This window comes from Microbacterium sp. HJ5 (genome assembly GCF_054824025.1).
The window spans coordinates 22,391-41,636 of record NZ_JSYE01000001.1 but is presented as its reverse complement, the minus strand read 5'-3'; the positions used below and the strand labels follow the sequence as shown (position 1 = coordinate 41,636).

At 71.4% G+C, this 19,246-nt stretch carries 20 protein-coding genes; 6 read left to right on the top strand and 14 right to left on the bottom strand.

Annotated features, from left to right (window positions below; translation table 11 throughout):
* Positions 1-2: 2 nt before the first annotated feature.
* Positions 3-2,135: a S9 family peptidase gene (locus tag OB08_RS00245; protein ID WP_461470897.1), complete on the bottom strand. Its 2,133-nt coding sequence runs from the start codon at positions 2,133-2,135 to the stop codon at positions 3-5.
* Positions 2,136-2,168: 33 nt separating this feature from the next.
* Positions 2,169-3,050, bottom strand: a complete 882-nt coding sequence (gene sigJ / locus OB08_RS00240) for an RNA polymerase sigma factor SigJ (protein WP_461470895.1) — start codon at positions 3,048-3,050, stop codon at positions 2,169-2,171.
* Positions 3,051-3,180: 130 nt separating this feature from the next.
* Between sigJ and OB08_RS00235 the strand changes: the two genes are divergently transcribed.
* Positions 3,181-3,924 (top strand): SDR family oxidoreductase, encoded by a 744-nt coding sequence (locus OB08_RS00235; protein ID WP_461470893.1) that lies wholly within the window; start codon positions 3,181-3,183, stop codon positions 3,922-3,924.
* Between the two features lie 105 nt (positions 3,925-4,029).
* Here the strand turns inward: OB08_RS00235 and OB08_RS00230 are convergent, their stop codons facing one another.
* The 4 genes from OB08_RS00230 to OB08_RS00215 all read right to left on the bottom strand — a co-directional run bounded on the left by OB08_RS00230 (position 4,030) and on the right by OB08_RS00215 (position 7,065).
* Positions 4,030-4,863 (bottom strand): aldo/keto reductase, encoded by an 834-nt coding sequence (locus OB08_RS00230; RefSeq protein ID WP_461470891.1) that lies wholly within the window; start codon positions 4,861-4,863, stop codon positions 4,030-4,032.
* A 43-nt stretch (positions 4,864-4,906) separates the two neighbouring features.
* Positions 4,907-5,182: a hypothetical protein gene (locus tag OB08_RS00225; RefSeq protein ID WP_461470889.1), complete on the bottom strand. Its 276-nt coding sequence runs from the start codon at positions 5,180-5,182 to the stop codon at positions 4,907-4,909.
* 87 nt (positions 5,183-5,269) lie between these two features.
* Positions 5,270-5,959, bottom strand: a complete 690-nt coding sequence (locus OB08_RS00220; RefSeq protein ID WP_461470887.1) for a M23 family metallopeptidase — start codon at positions 5,957-5,959, stop codon at positions 5,270-5,272.
* A 38-nt stretch (positions 5,960-5,997) separates the two neighbouring features.
* Positions 5,998-7,065 carry a methyltransferase domain-containing protein gene (locus tag OB08_RS00215; RefSeq protein WP_461470885.1) on the bottom strand — a complete coding sequence of 356 codons (1,068 nt, stop codon included), beginning with the start codon at positions 7,063-7,065 and terminating at the stop codon, positions 5,998-6,000.
* 126 nt (positions 7,066-7,191) lie between these two features.
* On the opposite strand from OB08_RS00215, the gene OB08_RS00210 reads away from it, so the two are divergent.
* On the top strand, positions 7,192-8,208 hold the full coding sequence (locus OB08_RS00210) for a GlxA family transcriptional regulator (protein WP_461470883.1): 1,017 nt from the start codon (positions 7,192-7,194) through the stop codon (positions 8,206-8,208).
* Here OB08_RS00210 and OB08_RS00205 read toward each other — a convergent pair.
* Complete coding sequence (locus OB08_RS00205) at positions 8,192-9,613, bottom strand: MFS transporter (protein WP_461470881.1); 1,422 nt, start codon at positions 9,611-9,613, stop codon at positions 8,192-8,194. The two genes, OB08_RS00210 and OB08_RS00205, sit on opposite strands and share 17 nt — an antisense overlap.
* Positions 9,614-9,724: 111 nt before the next feature.
* Here OB08_RS00205 and OB08_RS00200 point away from each other — a divergent pair, with 111 nt between their 5' ends.
* A complete protein-coding gene (locus OB08_RS00200) occupies positions 9,725-10,369 on the top strand; it encodes a TetR/AcrR family transcriptional regulator (protein ID WP_461470879.1) in 645 nt (214 codons plus the stop codon).
* A 124-nt stretch (positions 10,370-10,493) separates the two neighbouring features.
* Positions 10,494-11,306 (top strand): esterase/lipase family protein, encoded by an 813-nt coding sequence (locus tag OB08_RS00195; RefSeq protein ID WP_461470877.1) that lies wholly within the window; start codon positions 10,494-10,496, stop codon positions 11,304-11,306.
* A 42-nt stretch (positions 11,307-11,348) separates the two neighbouring features.
* Here OB08_RS00195 and OB08_RS00190 read toward each other — a convergent pair whose 3' ends face one another.
* Together OB08_RS00190 and OB08_RS00185 are read right to left on the bottom strand one after the other, a co-directional pair.
* Positions 11,349-11,816, bottom strand: a complete 468-nt coding sequence (locus OB08_RS00190; RefSeq protein WP_461470875.1) for a GNAT family N-acetyltransferase — start codon at positions 11,814-11,816, stop codon at positions 11,349-11,351.
* A complete protein-coding gene (locus OB08_RS00185) occupies positions 11,813-12,160 on the bottom strand; it encodes an HNH endonuclease (RefSeq protein ID WP_461470873.1) in 348 nt (115 codons plus the stop codon). Before OB08_RS00185 ends, OB08_RS00190 begins: the two co-directional genes overlap by 4 nt.
* A 251-nt stretch (positions 12,161-12,411) precedes the next feature.
* Here OB08_RS00185 and OB08_RS00180 point away from each other — a divergent pair, with 251 nt between their 5' ends.
* The gene (locus tag OB08_RS00180) at positions 12,412-13,323 is read left to right on the top strand and encodes an aggregation-promoting factor C-terminal-like domain-containing protein (RefSeq protein WP_461470871.1); all 912 of its coding nucleotides are present in this window, start codon (positions 12,412-12,414) and stop codon (positions 13,321-13,323) included.
* A 29-nt stretch (positions 13,324-13,352) separates the two neighbouring features.
* Here the strand turns inward: OB08_RS00180 and OB08_RS00175 are convergent, their stop codons facing one another.
* The 5 genes from OB08_RS00175 to OB08_RS00155 form a co-directional block, all read right to left on the bottom strand.
* On the bottom strand, positions 13,353-14,123 hold the full coding sequence (locus tag OB08_RS00175; RefSeq protein WP_461470869.1) for a signal peptidase I: 771 nt from the start codon (positions 14,121-14,123) through the stop codon (positions 13,353-13,355).
* Positions 14,120-14,998, bottom strand: coding sequence for a hypothetical protein (locus OB08_RS00170; RefSeq protein ID WP_461470867.1), 879 nt, complete (start codon positions 14,996-14,998; stop codon positions 14,120-14,122). Before OB08_RS00170 ends, OB08_RS00175 begins: the two co-directional genes overlap by 4 nt.
* A gap of 72 nt (positions 14,999-15,070) precedes the next feature.
* On the bottom strand, positions 15,071-15,625 hold the full coding sequence (locus tag OB08_RS00165) for a hypothetical protein (RefSeq protein ID WP_461470865.1): 555 nt from the start codon (positions 15,623-15,625) through the stop codon (positions 15,071-15,073).
* Between the two features lie 110 nt (positions 15,626-15,735).
* Entirely contained in the window at positions 15,736-16,290 is a 555-nt protein-coding gene (locus OB08_RS00160; protein WP_461470863.1) for an alternate-type signal peptide domain-containing protein, read from the bottom strand.
* A gap of 602 nt (positions 16,291-16,892) precedes the next feature.
* Entirely contained in the window at positions 16,893-18,698 is a 1,806-nt protein-coding gene (locus OB08_RS00155) for a DUF2207 domain-containing protein (protein WP_461470861.1), read from the bottom strand.
* Between the two features lie 42 nt (positions 18,699-18,740).
* Between OB08_RS00155 and OB08_RS00150 the strand changes: the two genes are divergently transcribed.
* Complete coding sequence (locus tag OB08_RS00150) at positions 18,741-19,181, top strand: MarR family winged helix-turn-helix transcriptional regulator (RefSeq protein WP_461470859.1); 441 nt, start codon at positions 18,741-18,743, stop codon at positions 19,179-19,181.
* The last annotated feature ends 65 nt before the right edge of the window (positions 19,182-19,246 follow it).

Below are 19,246 nucleotides of genomic sequence, written 5' to 3'. Positions count from 1 at the left end.
CCTCAGCCGAGCAGCTCCGGCCGACTCGGCTCCGCGCCGAGGACGTGCTCGCCCAGGAACGCGAACACCGTCTCGTACCAGATGACAGCGTGCTGCGGCTTGAGGATCCAGTGGTTCTCATCCGGGAAGTACAGAAACCGGTGCGCCATGCGCCCGTCGTCGTCGGCATGGTGCTCGGCGAGTTCCGACCACAGCCGCAGTCCTTCGCCCACCGGCACGCGGTAGTCCTTGTCACCGTGCACGACGAGCAGGGGTGTCCGGATGTCGCCGACGAACCGGTGGGGTGAGTTCTCGGCCATCGCCTCGGTCGTGAAGATCCGCTGCCAGTAGTCGGAGCTGTCCGTGGTGCCGGCGAACTGGTCGAGCGCCCACAGGCTCGCGTGGGTCACGATCGCGCGGAAGCGGTCTGTGTGACCGGCCACCCAGTTGGCCATGTAGCCGCCGAACGAGCCGCCCATCGCCGCCGTGCGGGACTCGTCGATGTCGGCGCGCGCCTCCGCGACAACGGTGATGGCGAGCAGGTCGGTGTACGGCTTGCCTCCCCAGCTGTTCCAGCCGCGCGCGACGAAGTCGAGTCCGTACCCGGTCGAGAGCCCCGGGTCGGGGAGCAGCACGGCGTAGCCGCGCGCGACCGCCAGCAGCGGCGCCCAGCGCCAGCTCCACGCGTTCCAGCTGTTGAGCGGGCCGCCGTGGATCCACAGCAGCAGCGGGGCGGGCGCTTCGGCCGAGGCGCCTTCGGGGAGCAGCAGCCATCCGCGCACCCGGGCTCCGTCCTCGACGGTCGTCTCGACCTCGGTGATCGTGCCGGGCGCGGCGGGCGGCTCCGCCGGGGTCGCCAGCGCGGTGATCGATCCGTCGCGCGCGATGCGCACCGGATGCGGCGGTACGACCCACGACGAGCGCAGCGCCACGAGGTCGCCCGAGGCGCGGTCGACCAGGACGTTCGCGTACGCGAAGTCGTCGTCGGTGAGTCGCTCCGCCGCCCCGCCGTCGAGCGGCAGCCGGAACACCGGCCCGCGGCCGTCGTCGTCGGCGGTGGCGATGAGGCCGGTGTCGTCGGCGTCGAACTGGAGCGAGGTCGCCCAGCGGTCCCAGTCCTCGGCGATGCGGCGCGCGCCGGCGCCGTCGATGCCCGAGATCCACAGCTCGTAGTCGGTGGGTCCCGCCGGCGTGCTCTTCACGGTCCGCATGAACGCAAGGCGCGCGCCATCGTGGCTGACGACGGGCATCTCGAAGTCGACGTCGACCTCGTCGAAGAGAGTGGTGCGCTCCCCGCTGTCGGTGTCGATCGCGACGATCACCCTCCTCCCTCCTCGCTGTTCGCGACGGTCGAGCGAGACGACGAGCGTGCGGCCGTCCGGCGTCAGCGCGGCCTCGGCGTGGTCCGCCGACCTGCCCGGCTTCGGCGTGAGGTCGCGCGGGCGTGGCAGCGTGGCGGGGTACGGCTTCGGGTCGGCCTTCGCGGGCTCTGACGCGCCAGCGGCGTCGGCCGCGGCATCCGTCCGCTCCTGCGCCTCGGCGGCACTGTCGGCCACCGCTGCGGCGATCGTGTCGGCGAGGGCGTCGACGTCGAGGGCGAGCAGGTGCGGCTCGGCGGGGCCGAGGTCGTGGTCCCAGAATCGCACCGGATAGGTCTCGTGCAGGATCGCGGAGACCTTCTTCTCCTTGCGCCGTGCCCGAAGGGCGGCCTCCGCCTCGAGGGAGTCGGCGCCGGGGAGGAGGGATGCCGCGACCACGACGCGGTCCGATGCGAGGGCGGTCGCGGCGATGCCGTCGACGCCGCCGGCGAGCCTCGTGACGGGCCGCGCCTCGCCGCCCGCGGCGGGGAGCAGCCACAGCTGGCCCGACTCGTCGTCGGCGTCGCCCTCGGTGTCGGGGCGGGCCGATACGAACAGCAGGTCACCGCCGGCCGTGAAGGCGGCCCCGGCCTCGCCCTTCGCCGAGCGCGTGAGGCGGCGCGGGGAGCCGGTGCCGTCGGCGGCGACGCTCCAGAGCGAGCGGTCGTAGCCGGTGCCGTCCTTTTTGAGGGCGGCGACCGTGAGCACGACCGTCCGCCCGTCCGGCGACAGCGCCAGGGCCTCCGTCCGGGGAAGAGCGATGAAGTCGTCGAGGGAGTCGAAGGGCGTCGTCGGCATGGCTCCACGCTAACCCGAGGTGCGATCCCGCCGTCAGCGCCAGAGGGTGAGCTTCTCGGGATTGCGCACGATGTACACGTCGGTGATCCGCTCGTCGGCCACGGTGAGCGACATCACGGCGTCCGCCCTGCCGTCGACGGTGACCAGGAAAGCGAGGCCGTCGGCGGTGACGGTCGGCGCCACCTGCGCCTCCGGCAGCAGGTGAGGCAGACCGAGGAGGAACCGCGCCACGCGATCGGCGCCGTGCACCGGCTTGCGTGCGGCCGAGACGAGACCCCCGCCGTCGGCCCGCAGCACGACGTCCGGATCGAGCAGCGCGACGAGCGCCGCGAGGTCGCCCGTCGCGGTCGCCGCGGCGAAGGCTCGCGCGACGGCATCGTGCTCCTCGCGGCTGGCGGCTCCCGGGCGGCGCTCGCGCACGCGGCGCCTCGCCTGCGACGCCAGCTGGCGCGCGGCATCGGGGGTGCGGCCCACCGCCTCGGCGATCTCGGCGAACGGCACGCCGAAGACGTCGTGCAGCACGAACGCGACCCGCTCGGCGGGCGTGAGCGACTCGAGCACGACCAGCAGGGCGGTCGAGATCGAGTCGTCGAGCGTCACGCGGTCGAGGGGATCGACGGGAGCGGATGCCGCGATCGGGGACTCCCCCGGCACGGGCTCGGGCAGCCACTCGCCCACGTATCGCTCGCGGCGCGCCCGGGCGGTGCCCAGCATGTCGAGGCAGACCCGGCCGGCCACGCGGGTGAGCCAGGCCGCCGGGTTGCGGATGGCGGCCCGTTCGGCGTCGGTGAGCCGGTACCAGCGGAGATACGTCTCCTGCACCGCGTCCTCGGCATCGGTCACGGTGCCGAGCATGCGGTAGGCGAGCCCGAGCAGTCCTCGCCGCTCGCGCTCGAGCACCTCGACATCGTCCATGTCACCCGTTCCTCTCGCACGTTCGACGACGCAGCCGCACCGGACGTGAGCCCGCACCTCACATTCTGGCCTCCCGCATCGTCGATGATGCAGGAGCGGGAGGATCGCTCCGGAAGGGATCGCCACACACATGAGAATCGCCATCGCCGGGGGCACCGGCACCGTCGGCGCACCGGCAGTCGAGGCCGCCCGCGCCGCCGGCCACGAGCCGATCGTGCTCAGCCGCAGCGCCGGAGTCGACCCCGTGAGCGGACGGGGGCTCGACGCCGCGCTCGAGGGGGTGGACGCCGTCATCGACGCCGCCAACGTCTCCACGCTGTCAGCCGACGAGGCGACGAGGTTCTTCACCGCGGCGACGGGCAACCTGATCGCCGCGGCCGGGCGCGCCGGGGTGGGGCACTTCGTGCTGCCGTCGATCGTCGGCGTCGACCGCATGCCGTACGACTACTACGCGGGCAAGGTCGCGCAGGAGAAGGTCGTCGAGGCGTCGAACGTGCCGTGGACGATCGTCAGGGCGACGCAGTTCCACGAGTTCGCCGCGCAGCTGTACGACCGTGCCCGGATCGGGCCGCTGCACGTGGCGCCGCGCGCGCGGGTGCAGCCGATCGCCGCGCGCGAGGTGGGCGCGCACCTCGTGTCGCTCGCGTCCGCCGACGCGCGGGGCCGGGCCGCGGATCTCGCCGGACCCCGCGAGGAGAAGCTCGACGAGATGGTGCGCGCATTCGCTCGTCACGGCGGTCACCGCGACTGGATCCCCGCGATCAGCCTTCCCGGCAAGCAGATGAAGGGCATGCGGTCCGGGCTCGCGCTGCCCGGTGCGGGCGCGGTGCTCGGCACCGAGACGTTCGCCGACTGGCTGACCCGGCAGCGCTGAGCGCACGGCGCCGTGCAGCGCACGGCGCCGGGGTTCCCGCACGCCGCCGGGTGTACCGCACGCCGCCGGCGCGGCATCCGCTCGGCTCTCACCCGACGGGCGCGGTCACATCTCCTCGTGCGAGTCGGGATCGGCGCCCCACAGGCGGCCGCGCTCGAGGGCGGAGATCGCGTCGACCTGGTCGTCGGTGAGCGTGAAGCCGAAGACGTCGGCGTTCTCGCGCTGACGGTCGGGGTCGGCGGACTTCGGGATGGGCGTGCTCCCGATTTGGACGTGCCAGCGGAGCACAACCTGTGTGGGGGTGACGTCGTGCACGACCGCAAGCTCCTGCAGCAGCTGCTCGGTGAGCAGCTCGCTGCGACGGGCGAGCGGGCTCCAGCTCTCGGTGCGGATGCCGTGCTCGGCGTGGAAGGCGCGCAGCGCGCCCTGCGGGAAGTAGGGGTGCAGCTCGACCTGGTTCACGGCCGGCGTCACCCCGGTGGCGTCGATGAGCTCCGTCAGCATCGCCTCGGTGAAGTTCGAGACGCCGATCGAACGGACGAGCCCGCGCTCGCGGGCCTCGACCATGCCGCGCCACGTGTCGACGTACTTGCCGACGCTCGGGTTCGGCCAGTGGATCAGCTGCAGGTCGATGCGCTCGAGCCCGAGGAGGCCCAGCGACCCCTGGATGCTGTCGATGGCCTGCTCGTAGCCGTGGTGACGTCCGGGGATCTTCGAGGTCACGGTGAGCTCGTCGCGGTCGACCGGGCTGCGACGGACGGCCTCGCCGACCTCGCGCTCGTTCTCGTAGTTGACCGCGGTGTCGAGCAGGCGATAGCCGGAGTCGATGGCGTCGACGATCGCCGCCGTGCCCTCCTCGCCGCGCAGGTTGTAGGTGCCCAGGCCCAGCTCCGGGAACGGATGGCCGTCGTTCAGCGTCACGGTGGGGATCGAGGTCATGGGTCCATCCTGTCGCGGATCCCAGCGGCGAGGGCGGCCGGCGTCACGGACGGTCGTCGACGTCGCCGTCGAGAGTGCCCTCGGTGGCGGCGCGCTCGTCGGCGTCGGCACTCGACAGTGCGTCGTCGTCGGCATCCGGATCGAGGGGGCGATCGTCGTCGCCCGTGAGCAGGGTGGGCGCTCCGTCGTCGCCGGTCGCGAAAACGCCCACACCGCGGTCGCGGTCGTCGCCGGACGCGCTGCCGTCGCGGGACCGGCCGTCGTCGACGAGGTCGTCGCCGTCGCCGGGAACGATGGGAGGAAGGTTGGGGTGCGACATGATGGGGCTCCGCTCGGTCGTGGTGAAGCGACGGTAGCCCCGGCGACCGGGGGCGCCGGAGGGGCTTGCGACCTGTGCTGGTTCGGGCTACTCGGCGAGCATCCTCAGGCGCTCGCGCGGTCCGGGAATGCCTCCCTCGACCCGTCGCCATCCGTCTTCGGCGCGCACGTCGTAGGCGGCGAAGGCGCAGGCCACACCCCGGGCCGCCATGAGGTCGGCCGAGTCCATCAGCTGGAAGTGCAGGTGCGGCGAGGTCGAGTTGCCGGTGTGCCCGACGCGCCCGAGCACGTCTCCGGTGCGCACGCGATCCCCCGCAGCGACGGCGAGCGAGCCGGGTGCGAGATGGGCGAAGCCGGCGTACACATCACCCGCGCGCAGGATCACGTGATTGCCGAGGATCGAGGGGATCTTCTCGGGACGGAACGTGATGCCGTTCCAGATCTGGCGGGCGGCCTCGCGGAACGGGTTGATCCACGACCGCTCCGCGACCCCGTCCACGGCCGCGACGACGTCGGCGTCGAACGGCGCGTGGATGGTCGCACCCCACGCGTAGCACTCGTCGGTGCGGCCGCCGACGGTGGACGCCCGGAAGGTGGACGCCGGATGGACGTGGATCCCGGGCCGATCGTCGACCTTGACGAAGTCGTAGGCGTACCGCTGGCCGAGGAGGTCGACGCCGTGACTGGGCACGCGCGCCGCCGGAGTGGTGACGGCCACCCAGCCCTCGCCGCGCAGCGGGAACTCGACGACCACGGCATCCTGAAGCTCGTCCGGCACGGGTCCGAGCGTAGCCCGGAGCCCGTGCCGGATGCCGGTCAGCGCTTCGCCTCGATGATGAGGTTGAACGGCGTCTCCGCCACGATCCGCACCCGGGAGAACCCGGCGTCGTTCAGCACCGCCGTGAGGCGTGCGGGGCCCGCCTGCGCGCCGAGCACGAGCTCGCCGCCATCGTAGAGCGAGTGCGCCGTGCAGATCATGCTGGATGCCGCGTAGTAGGTCTGCCCGACGACGGTGAGGTTGTCCTCGAGCCGGTCGGCCGCGTTCGGCTCGACCAGCAGCAGCGTGCCGTCGGCCGTGAGCGCCTTCTCGGCGTGGCGCAGCACGGCGAGCGGGTCGCCCATGTCGTGGAGCGCGTCGAAGAAGCAGATCAGCCCGAACCCGCGCTGCTCGTACTCGTCGGCGTGCACCTGCGTGAAGACGGCGCGCTCCTCGAGGCCCGCCTCGCGGGCGTTGCGCCGGGCCTCCGAGACCGACGGCACGTGGCTGTCGTACCCGTGGAACCGCGAGTTCGGGAAAGCCTCCGCCATCAGCACCGTCGTGTGCCCATGGCCGGCACCGACGTCGGCGACGGCGATCCCCCGCTCGAGGGCGGCCACGACTCCGTCGAGCGCGGGCAGCCACTCCGAGGTCAGGCTCGCACGGTAACCGTTGCGATAGAACGCGGCGGTGCCGTGCGCCAGTCGGGGGTCGTGATCCCCCCAGGCGATGCCTTCGCCGGTGCGAAAGGAGTGGAGCGCCTTCGCCTCGTCCGACCACATCGCCGCCGGCACGTTCCACGCGGGCGGCAGGTACACCGCGCTCGACTCGTCCGCCAGCACGAGCGCCTGCTCGGGCGTCAGCTCGAAGGTCTGCTCCTCGGGGTGGTAGACGAGGTAGCCGGCGGCGGCCTGCGACGACAGCCAGTCGCGCACGTAGCGCTCGGCGCAGTCGGTGCGGCGAGCGAGCTCCGCCGAGGTCAGCCGGCCGGACTCGGCGAGCGCGCGGTAGAGCCCGAGCCTCGACCCGATGCTGACCATCACCCCCAGGTAGCCGGCAGCGAGGTCGTCCACGGCCTTGAGCACGAAGGCCTGCAGCGCGGTCTCGTCGATGGTGGTCGTCTCCATGATTCGGTCCTTTCGGGTTCCGTTGATCGTTGTCCTTCCATGCTCGGGATGCCGCGCCCGCCGGTTCAGGGGCATCCGCACCCTCGGTCGGTCCATTCGTGCCACGATGTGGGTCGAGGAGGCTCGATGACCGCGGAGCGCACGCTGAGCGTGTCGGTGATCGCGCTGCCCGACACGGGCGTCGCGACGATGTTCGGGGTGCTCGACGTCATGAACTCCTTCGCGCTCATGGGCATCGGCGGCACCGACGCGCCGCCCCCGTTCCGCGCGCAGATCGTCGGCGCCGCAGCCGGTCCGCTCATGGGGGTCAGCGGCGTGCCGGTGCCGGTGGCCGAGAGCGTGGCGCGGCTCGACCGGACCGACATCGTCATCGTGCCCTCGATCGTGCTCGGTCCCGGCGGCTGGAAGCGGGGCCGGTACCCGGAGATCGTCGAATGGGCGACCCGCATGCACGAGCAGGGGGCGCTGCTCTGCTCCGCCTGCTCGGGCATCTTCCTGCTCGCCGAGACGGGCCTCTTCGACGGACGCGACGTCACCGTCCACTACGACTACGCACCGCACCTGCAGGCCGAGTACCCCGCCGTGCGCATCCACCCCGAGCGGGCGCTGATGGTCGCGGGGAGCCGCGACGAGCTCATCACCTCGGGCGCCTCGACGACGTGGCACGACCTGGTGCTGTATCTCACCGGACGTTTCGCCGGGGCATCCGTCGCCCAGGAGGCTGCCCGCATGTTCGCCCTGCAGTGGCATCAGGACGGACTGGCGCCGTACATGCTCTTCGAGGGGCGCAAGGACCACGGCGACGCGGTGGTCGCCGAAGCGCAGGAGTGGCTGAGCGCGAACTACCCGGTGGCGACGCCGGTCGAGCAGATGGTCGTGCGGTCGGGCCTGGCCGAGCGCACGTTCAAGCGGCGGTTCACCGACGCGACCGGCGTGAGCCCGCTCGCGTACGTCCAGCGGATCCGCATCGAGGAGGCCAAGCGGCGCCTCGAGCGCTCCGAGGAGTCGGTCGAGGCGATCGGATGGCACGTGGGGTACGAGGATCCCGCGTTCTTCCGCCGGCTCTTCAAGCGGATCACCGGCCTGACGCCGGCGGTGTACCGGCGCCGCTACCGCGTGCCGCTCATCACGACTTCGGCGTGAGGGCGGGCGGCGCTTCCGCTTCGTCGGTGGTCAGCGAGGGCGGGGCCGCGGCGTACGCGGCCGACAGCTCGCGGTAGGGCTTCGAAACGAAGGCGAGGATCACGACGATCAGCAGCAGGGCGCTCGCGCCGAGGAAGGCCAGCGCGATGCCGCGCGCCTCGCCCGGCCCGAGCAGCCACCCGAGCGAGTCCTGGCCGGCGGGCGAGTCCATGTACGGGATCAGCCAGAACTGGGCGAGCGGACCGATGAGGAACGCCGAGATCGGCGCGGCGGCCGACTCGACGCTCGCCGCGAAGCCGAACACGCGCCCCTGCTTCTCGAACGGCACCACCCGCTGGACGATCGTCTGCTCGGCCGCCTCGGCGATGGGCATGAGGCACATGAAGATGAGGATGCCGACGGCGTAGAGCCACCACCACTCGCGGATCGCGAAGGTCATGCCGAGGATCGCGATGCCGATGTTGACGAGCAGCATCGTGCGCACGGGGTTCTTGCCCAGCCCGAACTTCGCCACCAGGCCGCCGCCGACGATGAACCCGATGCTCGTGATGCCGAGCACCACGCCCCACACCTCGACCGAGAAGAGCGTCAGGCCGTACGGGTCCATGAGTGCCATGAACACGCCGCCCACGAGGTTGTTGAACGTCGTGAACAGGATGAGCGCCAGCAGACCGGGCACGGCCATCACCGCGGGGATGACTCCCTTGAACCCGAAGCCCTTCGGCGCCTCACCCTCGACGTGGGCGACACCGCGCTCGGGGATCGGCACGAAGAGGAGGTGGATGAGGGCGACCGCTGTCGCGAAGATGGCGATCATCACGGTCCAGCCCATGCCGAGAAGGCCGATGGACAGGCCCGAGAAGACGCTCGTCACCATGAACGCGATGCCCTGGACCGCCCCGACGAGACCGTTGGCCTTGTCGCGGCGGTCGGACGGCACGAGCAGCGTCACCGTGGTCGACAGCGCGATGTTGCGCAGGTTCTCCACGACGCCGCCGACCAGGATCACCCCTGCGAACACCCAGAACCACGGGCCACCCCAGTCGATCAGCACGCTCTCGGGGAAGGCGAGGAACAGCGCACCGGCGATGAGGTACGTCGACAGCGTCACGACGCTCGACAGCACCATGACGGCCTTCTTCTTCATGTGGTCGACGATCACGCCGAACACGACACCGAAGACCGCGACGAGCAGCATGTACGAGCCGCCGATGATCGCCGTCGCGAGCACCGACTCGGTCTCGAGGTAGGCCCAGAACGTCAGCGCGAACCACAGGAAGCTGGAGGTCACGTTCGCCAGCGCGGTGTTCGCGAGGACCTGGTGGAACGCCCGCACGGTGCGCGGCCCGGGCGAGTACTGGAGCGGATCGTCGTTCGTCTGCGGAGCGGACGTCGGCTGACTCATGAGACTTCTCTCTGCGTGTGCGGCGGATGGGCGTCACGCGTGCCGTTACGTTCGATGTAGACACCGTGTACATTAATGTTCACACCGTACACATCAAGGCGAGGCTATGCAATGGCTGCGCAGACGCGGACCTATCATCACGGAGACCTCCGACGTGCGCTCGTCGAGGAGGGTCTCGGCCTCGCGCGCACCGGCGGCCCGGCGGCCGTCTCGCTACGCGAGGTCACCCGCGCCGCAGGGGTCTCGCCGAACGCCGCCTACCGCCACTTCGAAGACCGCGAGCACCTCGTGCGCGCCGTCGCCGCCGAGGCGCAGCTGGCGCTCGCGCGGGCGATCGTCGCGCGCGTGGACGCCACCCCGCCCGGGCTGCCCGCGGATGCGGCATCCGTCGACCGCCTGCGGCGCGTCGGACTCGCCTACATCGACTTCGCCCGCGCCGAGCGGGGCTGGTTCGAGCTCGCGTTCGCGACGCAGGACCCGCAGGCCAGCGAGGGCATCGTGACGCTCGACGACGAGGTGGTGGCCCCCTTTCAGCTGCTGCTCGACGCCCTCGACGCCATGGTCGCCGCGGGTGCGCTGGCTCCCGAGCGCCGCCTCTACGCCGAGTGGGCGTGCTGGTCCGCCGTGCACGGCTTCGCCGACATCGCCGTGCACGGTCCGCTGCAGTGGCAGCCGGAGCCGGTGATCGATGCGCTGGCCGCCGCTGTGGTCGAGTCCGCGATCGTCGCCGTGCGCGGCACCACCGCCCCGGTGTGACGCGCTCCCGGTCGACGGCGTGCGTTCATCTGTGCGAAAGCGACCTTCGACCCTGCGCGGAGGAGCCGTTTCGCACAGATGAACCGGTGGCCGGGGCGAACACCCCGCCCCGTAGACTTCGCGCATGACGCGCAGCCGGCCCTCGCCCGTGCGGCGGGCGCTGTGGTGGGCCGCCGACTACCTCTACGCCGCGAAGCGGCAGCTTGCGGTGCTCTCGTTCCCGTGGACCTTCTGGCGACCCCGCCCGATCCCCGACGCGTGGCGCCGCGGGTCGGCGGAGCTGCCCGAGATCGTGCTGCTTCCCGGCGTCTACGAGCACTGGACCTTCCTGCGTCCGCTCGGGGACGCCCTCGCCGCCGCAGGCCACCGGGTCGTCGTGGTGCACGGACTCGGCGTCAACCGGCGGAGCATCCCGCAGACGTCCGAGCGGCTCGGCCGGCTGCTCGCCCGCGGCGAGACACCCGCCGCCGGACGCGTGTTCGTCGCCCACAGCAAGGGCGGCCTGATCGCCAAACACCTGCTCGTGACCTCGGGCGCCGCGACCGCTGCCGCCGTCGAGGCGTCCACCGGGGGCGACGCCGCCGAGGCCGCGGCGAGCGCCACTCCCCCGACGGGCGGACCGCCCCTCGGCATGATCGGGCTCGTCGCCGTCGCCACGCCCTTCGGCGGCGCGCGGCGGGCACGCCTGTTCTTCGACCCGAGCATCCGGGCGTTCCTGCCCGGCGACGAGACGATCATGATGCTGGGGCGCGAGACGTCCATCAACGGCCGCATCGTGTCGGTGTTCGGCCCCTACGACGCGCACATCCCCGAAGGCAGCGCGCTGGAGGGCGCGACCAACGTGGCCGTCCCGACGGCGGGGCACTTCCGCGTGCTCGGCTCGCCCACGACCCACGAGGCCGTCCTTCAGGGCATCAGGCACCTCGCCGCCGGCTGAGCGCGGGCGGCGCGCGCCGGGCGACGCGCGGTCACGCGCGGATCAGCCGGATGCCGCGGCCGGACGCCACACCAGCGTGTGGCCCGTCGCCTGGAACCCCTCGTTGCCGGCGAGCTTGCCCGTCGTCGTGGTCTCGAGGACGAAGCCCATCGCCTCGTAGAAGGCGCGGGCGCTGTTGCCCTCGAGCACCTCGAGCTCGACCGGTCCGGTCGCGCGGTCGAGGACGTGCTGGACGAGCGCGCGGCCGACGCCGCGACGGTACAGGGCCGGATCGACGTAGGCCCACGTGATCTCACCGCCGGATCCGGCGAGGAAGCCGGCGACGCGGCCGTCGGCCTCGGCGACCCAGACCTCGTCGTCGAAGAGGCCCTCGTTCTCGTACGTCGCCTCGAGGTCGAGGTAGGCGTCGAGCAGTCCGGCGCCGCCGAGCTCGTCGAGGCGCGCGGCGTCGTGGATGCGACAGATGTCGGCCCAGTCACGGGCCTCGTACGGGCGGATGGTGATGGTCACGAGCTCACCCGCCAGGCCCGCAGGATCTCGACGTGCCGCAGCAGGAAAGCGCGCTCGTCCAGCCGCTTGCGACGCAGCCAGCCCGTGACCTCGTCATTGCACTTGCTGGCGTTGCATGAGCGACAGGCAGGCACGACGTTCTCGAACGTGTACCGGCCGCCGCGCGAGATCGGCAGCACGCAGTCCCGCTGGAACGGGCCGTCGCCGGAGCCGCAGTACGCGCACGCCCCCCACGCTTCGAGGATCGACACCCACTCCTCCGCCGTCAGGTCGTTGTCGGCGGCCGCCACGCGACGTGCGCGGCGGCGCGACGCGCGGGCGCGGCGAGACTGACTGACGACCATGCGGCGAGCGTAGCGGGGGTGGCCTGCGATGGTGAGGAAGGATGCCGCGGGGCGCGGCATCCGCTCGCCTGAGACATCGCGGCAGCCGCGTGATCGGGACTTTTCCGGATCGGCGCTCCCACGGTTCTGCCAGGGACTACAGCGGATTCGTCCAGAAGAGCCACGCAGACTCGATGTTTCGGCGTCCGACCCGAGGGCGCACCGTGCCCGTCTGCCGGCGCGGATCCACCCGAAGGATCGATCGCTCCCCCATGCTCGAGAACCGTTCTTCCGCGCCTGCCCGCGCGCCCCGTTCCCACCGTCTCGCCTCTCTCTCCGTCGCCACCGGCCTCGTGCTCGGCCTGGTCTCGGCCGCGGGACTCGCCGCGGCGACTCCGACCTTCGCCGCCGAGGCCGTCGAGGCCGCCGCCGCGACACTGACGCCCGCCGGCGCCGGGACGTCGTCGGCGATCCAGGCCACCGCGGGCAGCGAGACGCTGCGCGACATCACCTCCGACGCCCGTGACGCGGTCGGCGCCGGGCGTGCGGCGCTCGCCGCCGCCGGCGCCGTGCAGTCCGACATCGCGACCGCGGGGCTCGACCTCGGCGCGGAGAGCACCGCCGTCGATGTCGTGCCGCTGCTCGACGCCACCGGGCGACTCGCGGAGCTGGAGCTGCTTCCCGTGCTGCTCCTCCCTGCGGCCACAGAGGAGCTCGTCGACGAGACGCAGGCGGTCGAGGCGCGCGTCGCCGAGCTGCGCGCGCGGCTCGATGCCGCCCTCGAGAAGAAGGCCGCGGAGGAGGCCGCCGCGAAGGCGAAGCGCGAGGCGGAGGAGGCGGCCGCCGAGGCCGCGCGGGCCGCCGCCGCCGCGAACACCGTCGACGGCGCGAAGGCCACCGCCGCCCGGATGGCCTCGGCGAAGTACGGCTGGGGTGCCGACCAGTTCTCGTGCCTCGAGTCGCTGTGGACCAAGGAGTCCGGCTGGAACTACCAGGCCTACAACGCGTCGAGCGGTGCCACCGGCATCCCGCAGTCGCTGCCCGGCAGCAAGATGGCCACCGCGGGTGCTGACTGGCAGACGAACGCCACGACGCAGATCGCGTGGGGCCTGGACTACATCGCGCGTGCCTACGGGTCGCCGTGCAGCGCGTGGGGGCACTCGCAGGCCACCGACTGGTACTGACCCGGGGTCAGGCAGGGCTCGGGCGTGGCTCAGGCGTCGTCGCGGGTCACGGCGTCGCCGGCGTCGCCCGCGTCGCCCTCGGTGTCCGCGTCGCCCTCGGTGCCCGCGTCGCGCCGGGTGCCTCGGGCGAGAGCCGCCTTGGCCCGTCGCCGGTCACGGAACCCCATCGCGATCGCGACGAGCCCGTACACGAACAGCCCGGCGACCAGGATCGGAATCGCCCACGCGCGCGCTTCCCCCGTCACGACGTTGTTGATCCAGCCGATGTAGGGCACCGAGTACCAGAGCTTGCCGACGATCTGCACCTCGCGCACCGGGTCGGGATCGTCGGCATCGTTCGCGTCGCCGCGGGTGATGAGCAGCGGCTCACCGTCCGCAGCGGCGCCGACCGCGACCACGCGGTGCGTGACGACCTCGGGACGCCCCGACTCGAGCTGATAGGTGATCACGTCGCGGAGGTTGATCTCGTCGATGCCCGCCGGCTTGACGACGACCAGCGTGCCCGGCGGGTACTGCGGCGCCATCGAGCCCGTGAGCACGGTGTACGGCTTCGACCCGGTCACGAACGGCACCACGACGACCACGATCGCGAGGAGGGCGACCAGCGCGAGGATCGCCCACGAGAACCCGGTGAGGATCATGCGCGGAACGGACGTGCGCTCGTCGTCGGAGCGGCGCCCTTCGGCACGGGACGCGGGGGCCGCGGCATCCGTCATGTCGTCCAGCATCGCACCCCCGGTGGCGTCGATCGGGTTTTCCACAGTGCCGGCGTGCGACCGGTCCGTCGTCACGGCGCTCATGCGCACACCACGCTCTTGTTGAAGAGCGGCGAGCGGAAGATCACGTTGGCGTAGGCGATCACGGTGCCCTGCGCATTCTTGATCGTGACGTAGGTCTCTGCCGTGTCGCCGATCAGGATCGTCGGATTGGAGACGCTGACGGACTTGCCGTTCGGCGACGCGGTGACGAAGAACGTGGCGCCGGTGTCGGCACGGGTCGCGGTGTAGACCCCCGGCGGGACAGGCACCGGCGCCGTCAGCACCGCGCTGTTGCCGGTCGTCGAGCACGCCGCCCAGCCGGTGCTGGAGAGGGTGAGCGCGGACTGCTCGTCCGCGGTCCAGTTGTTCTGGGCGGCGGAAGCGGTGGTCGTGAGCCGGAGGGTCTGCGCGGGCGCCGCCTGCCCCGACTGCGTGCGGGTGTCGGTGTCGGCGATGTCGAGCTTGATGCACGCATAGACCCTCGCGCCAGGAGCGACGGCCGCACTCGACGACCACGTCGACGCGCTGAGCACGCTCTTGGGCGTCACGCCTGTGTAGGTGGCGTCGTTCTGGCAGACCGCCGCGTCAGCCTTGAATGCGACCTGCGCGTTCGCGACGGCCGCGGGGCCGAACCCGGTGCCCGCACTCAGGGCGACGGTCTGGCCGGCCCACGGCGTCGTTCCGTTGTTCGCGAGCGGCGCCGTGTAGTACTGCGTCGTCTTCCATCCGGCGAAGGTCGACGAAGAGGAAGCGGATGCCGGTGCGACGGCGTACGGTGCGATCGAGAACGTGCTGGCCTGTGCCGTGACGGCGAGCTGCGCGGTGACGACCCAGTAGGCGACGGCGGCGAGGGGCGTGACGACGACCAGGCCGATCGCGGCGACCAGCGCCGTGATGAGCTTCGCTCGCTTCGTCATGATGTGCCTTCGGTCGTGGTGGGCGGTGTCTGTGCTGTCTGTGGCCGGTGGGCGACGAGGGTGCCCGCCGGATCAGGGCGCGGCGATCTGGGTGCCGGTGATCGTGATGGCCGCGGCGGCCGTCTGGCCCTGCGTGCCGTTAGGTGCGCTCGCATCCAGACTCTGCCACACGCACATCGTGCGCGCGGCCCCTGGCGCCAGCGTGGTGTCGGCGGCGGTGGTGGACGCGGCGGTCGTGCCCTGCCAGCGTCCGCTGTCCGCCGGCCACGTAGCGGGCGGCGTCGCGGCGCAGGCGCCGGACTGCACGCCCACGGTGAGGATGACGCTGGCGGCGAGCCCGCCGGTGGCCGAGAAGGTCGAGGCGAGGCTCAGTGGCACGTCACCGGTGTTCGCGATCGTGCGCGTCGCGATGAGCTGCGCCGGTCCGCCCGGGTAGACGCCGGTGCTGGATCCGCCGGTGCCCGTGATGACGAGTGCGGCCCCACCGGACGAGACGGAGACGGCCTGCGTCTGCGTGCTCGACACGAAGTAGCTCAGCGTGCCCGGGGCCATGACGACCGCGACCGCGACGACACCGGCGATCAGTCCGGCGATCCCCAGCGGGGCCTTTGCCTTCTTGCGCGACATCCGTCTGCCTATCTGTGCGGTTCGTCCGGGGCGGTGGGTGGTGCTGTGGTGGAGAAGGGGCCGGGCGGCATTCGGGTCGCCGCCCGCCCCCTTCGGTCAGGAGCGCTGGATCAGGATGCGCCGTTGGCGGTCTGCGTGACCGTGACGGTGGTCGCACCCAGGTTCCAGCTCTGGTTCATCGTCGACGCCGCGGTGTCGTTGGTGGCGCTGGTGCCGAAGGGCCAGGTGAGCGTGAATACGAGCTGGCCGTTGGCCGTGCCGCTCGCGACGGTGAAGGCGCTGCCGGAGATGGCGGCGCTGTTGTACGTGCCGGCGACGCTCGACGTGAGGTGCGCGGGGACGGCGGCGTAGCCGCCCCAGTTGATAGCGCCGCCCGCGGTGAGGTTGGTGCCGTTCGCCTTGGTCTGGAAGGGCACCGTGTAGACGACCGTGTCGCCCGGGACCATCTTGAAGGAGGAGAGCGTGCTCGTGATGTCGGTCGTCGTGCTGCCGCGCTTGACCTGCCAGGTAGCACCCGAGGTGAGCGCGACGCTCAGCTCGCCGGTCTGGACGGTGGCGGAGCTGACCTGAGCCGAACCCTGCCAGTAGGCGAGCGATCCGCTGCCGCCGAGCAGCAGTGCGATTCCGGCGGCGATGGCGATCGTGCCCTTCATGGACTTCTTCATGTCTGTTCCCCCCAAGGGATCTGCGGGTCTGGGGCCCGGTTCTCTGCGGCCCTGCGGTTCGCTTCGGCCTGATGAGAACAGTCTGGAAAACGCAACTCCCGATTCGCGCACGGGATACGCAACGTTTGCGCAAGAGAACCCCGAGGCTTCGCCCGAACCGCAAGATGCGCCACGGCGCGTGCTCGGAAAGGCCTCCGGCCGGGCGCCTAAGCCTCGGGATGCAGGCTCGCGGACACGACGGCGGACGGTCCTTCGAGCTGAGCAAGGACGATCTGACTCACGGATCGTGTCTCGCCCGGAAATGAATCACGAAAAGATAACGCTGATCACTTGTCGTCGTTACCTCTCCGTTATAGAGTGCTTTCAACGGTTAGCTGTTTTGCTGTGGCAGCTACCCGCATGTGATTGCAGGACACTCTTGGTGCAAGGGACAAGGGCCGGTCGGTAGCCTCTCCGACCGGCCCTTACTCTGTGCCTCTGCGGCGCGCGGCCAGGCGCCATCGCTTCCGCGACTTCTCCGAGACGGTTTCGGCGCTCGCGCGGGGACGCATCGACCTGCCACGCCCGCCCACTCCCGGCAGGCCTCGGACTCCGGGCAGCGCTCAGACGCCGCCGCCGCCTCCTCCACCGCCCCCGCCGCCCGCCGAGCCGCCGCCGCTCGAGCCGCCCGACGTGGATGACGACGACGCGGTGCTCGACGACAGGGTGGAGATGCCCGACGAGAACGACGCCGCGTTGAACCCGCTCGTGCCCGAGTACCAGCCGGGCGAGTTCCCCTCGCCGTAGAGCACGGCGAGCTCGCGCGCCCAGTCCTTCTCCTGGCCGAACACCACGGCGTACGGCAGCAGCGTCTCGTAGAGCCGCAGCATGACGCGCGGATCGGTCGTGTCGACCGGCATCCGCTCGGCGCCCTGCGGCGACTGCAGCATGCGGATGCGGTCCGCCTCCGCCCACTCGATGAACTGCTCGAGCCCGCGGAGGTGGTCGCGCGTCTCGGCGCCGGCGGCCGTGAGCGGCTTGCGCGACACCATCCCACCGACCCAGATCGTCGCCAGCACCGATCCGACGATCATGAGGATCGGCACGAGCGGGTAGACAAGGTTGTCAAGAGCGGCGAACCCCGTCAGGAAGATCAGCACCGCCGCGCCGATCGCCGCCAGCAGCGGCAGCACCCTCACACGAGCAGGCACCTCGCGGCGCAGGCCGCGGTTGACCAGCTCCTGGTTCGCGGCTTTGAGGATGCTCTGCGCCGCCGACGAGAACCGCGTGTCGGTGCGTCCGAACTCGAACTCCTCGCCGGGCGCACCGGACGGGAACAGGCCGTCCAGCAGCATCCGGCCGTCGCCGTCCGCCCTCGACGGATCGATCAGCACGGCGCGCAGCTTCGCGCCGCCGAAGAACTTGCGCTCGCCCTCGACGATGCGGATGCTGCCGACGACGGCCTGCTCGAGCACTTCCGCCGGAATCGCCTTCGTCATGTGGCCGAGCATCACCGCGCTCTCGAGCGCGTCCACCGCGCGCGGCGGCGTGTACTCCGCGATGATCACGGGGCGCCCGGGCTCGTCCCGCAGATGCCGCGAGCGCATGACGCCGGCGAACACGATCGCGCCAACCATGCCCAGTCCGGCGATCGCCTGCAGCCATCCCCACGGCGACGCGAGGTAGGACGGGTCGAACTGCGTGAACGTCCCCTCATCGAACGCGACCGCGATCGTCATCGTCTGGAACGGCTCGACCGGCGAAGCGGATGCCTCGACCCCGTCGCCGTCCGACGAGATGGGGCACGTCTGCGTCGATCCCTCGTAGCCGACGTAGCAGGCCTGCGACCCGGTGAGGGCATCGGCGAGGTCGGACGGCAGCGTCACCCGCGCGGTCACGCGGCCGAAGGGCTGCTGCCATTCGGTGCCGTTGACATTCCAGTAGAACTCGTCGACCCCCGTGTCGTCGAAGAAGCGCGTGACGTTGTCGAGCGTGTACGTGAAGACGTACGTCTGCCGCCCGTGCACGTAGTCGCCCGCGCGCGAGGTCATCACGTAGTAGCCGTCCTCCGACTCGACCTCGCTCTCGCGCGGACGGCCGTCGCCGTCGGTGAGCGATACGAGTTCCGGATGCAGCGGAGCGCCGAGATACGAGTCGGGCAGTCGCCGCTGCATGCCCCGGTTCTGATCGAACTCGGGGAAGACCGCCACGAAGGTCTCGACGACCGTCACCGTGCTCGAACCGTCCTCGGCGCGGTCGAGTCGGTACTCGACGTCGAGGCTCTCGAACACGAAGTCGTTCACGTCGGCGCGCGCGGGCAGCACGCCCGCCAGCATCATCCCCGCGCCGAGCGCGAGCGCGATCAGTCCGGCGACGAGCGCACGCCGCCGACGGCGTGCGTCCCGCACGATGGACGCGACTGTCCCCATGCGCCCAGCCTAGGGGTGCCCTTTGGTCGTAATCTGGTGCACATGACGGATCGCCGCCTCGCCATCGACGCGTGGGAGAGTCTCTTCCGCGCACAGCACGAGGTCTTCGGCGACATCAACGAGGACTTCCACGAAGACACCCTCAATCAGGCCGAGTACGACGTGCTGCTCACCGTCACCCGGGGCGAGAACATGACGGCCCGGTTGCGCGACGTCACCGCCAACATGCTCATCAGTCAGCCGAGCGTCTCGCGCCTCGTCGACCGCATGGCGGCGCGGGGCCTGATCGAGAAGTGCGCCGATCCCGACGACGGTCGCGGCGCGCTGGTGCGGGCGACGGATGCCGGTGCCTCGGCGTTCCGCCGGCTCGCGAGCGCCCACGGCCGGGCGATCGCCGACCGGATGTCGCTGCTGAGCGACGACGAGCTCGCGCAGCTGCGCGACCTGACGGCCAAGCTCCGCAAGAAGCAGCCCGGCTGCTGACCCCACGCCGGGAAGTCACGAATGACCGTTCGGTCACACGTGCGACGGTGATCTGCGACCCCTCG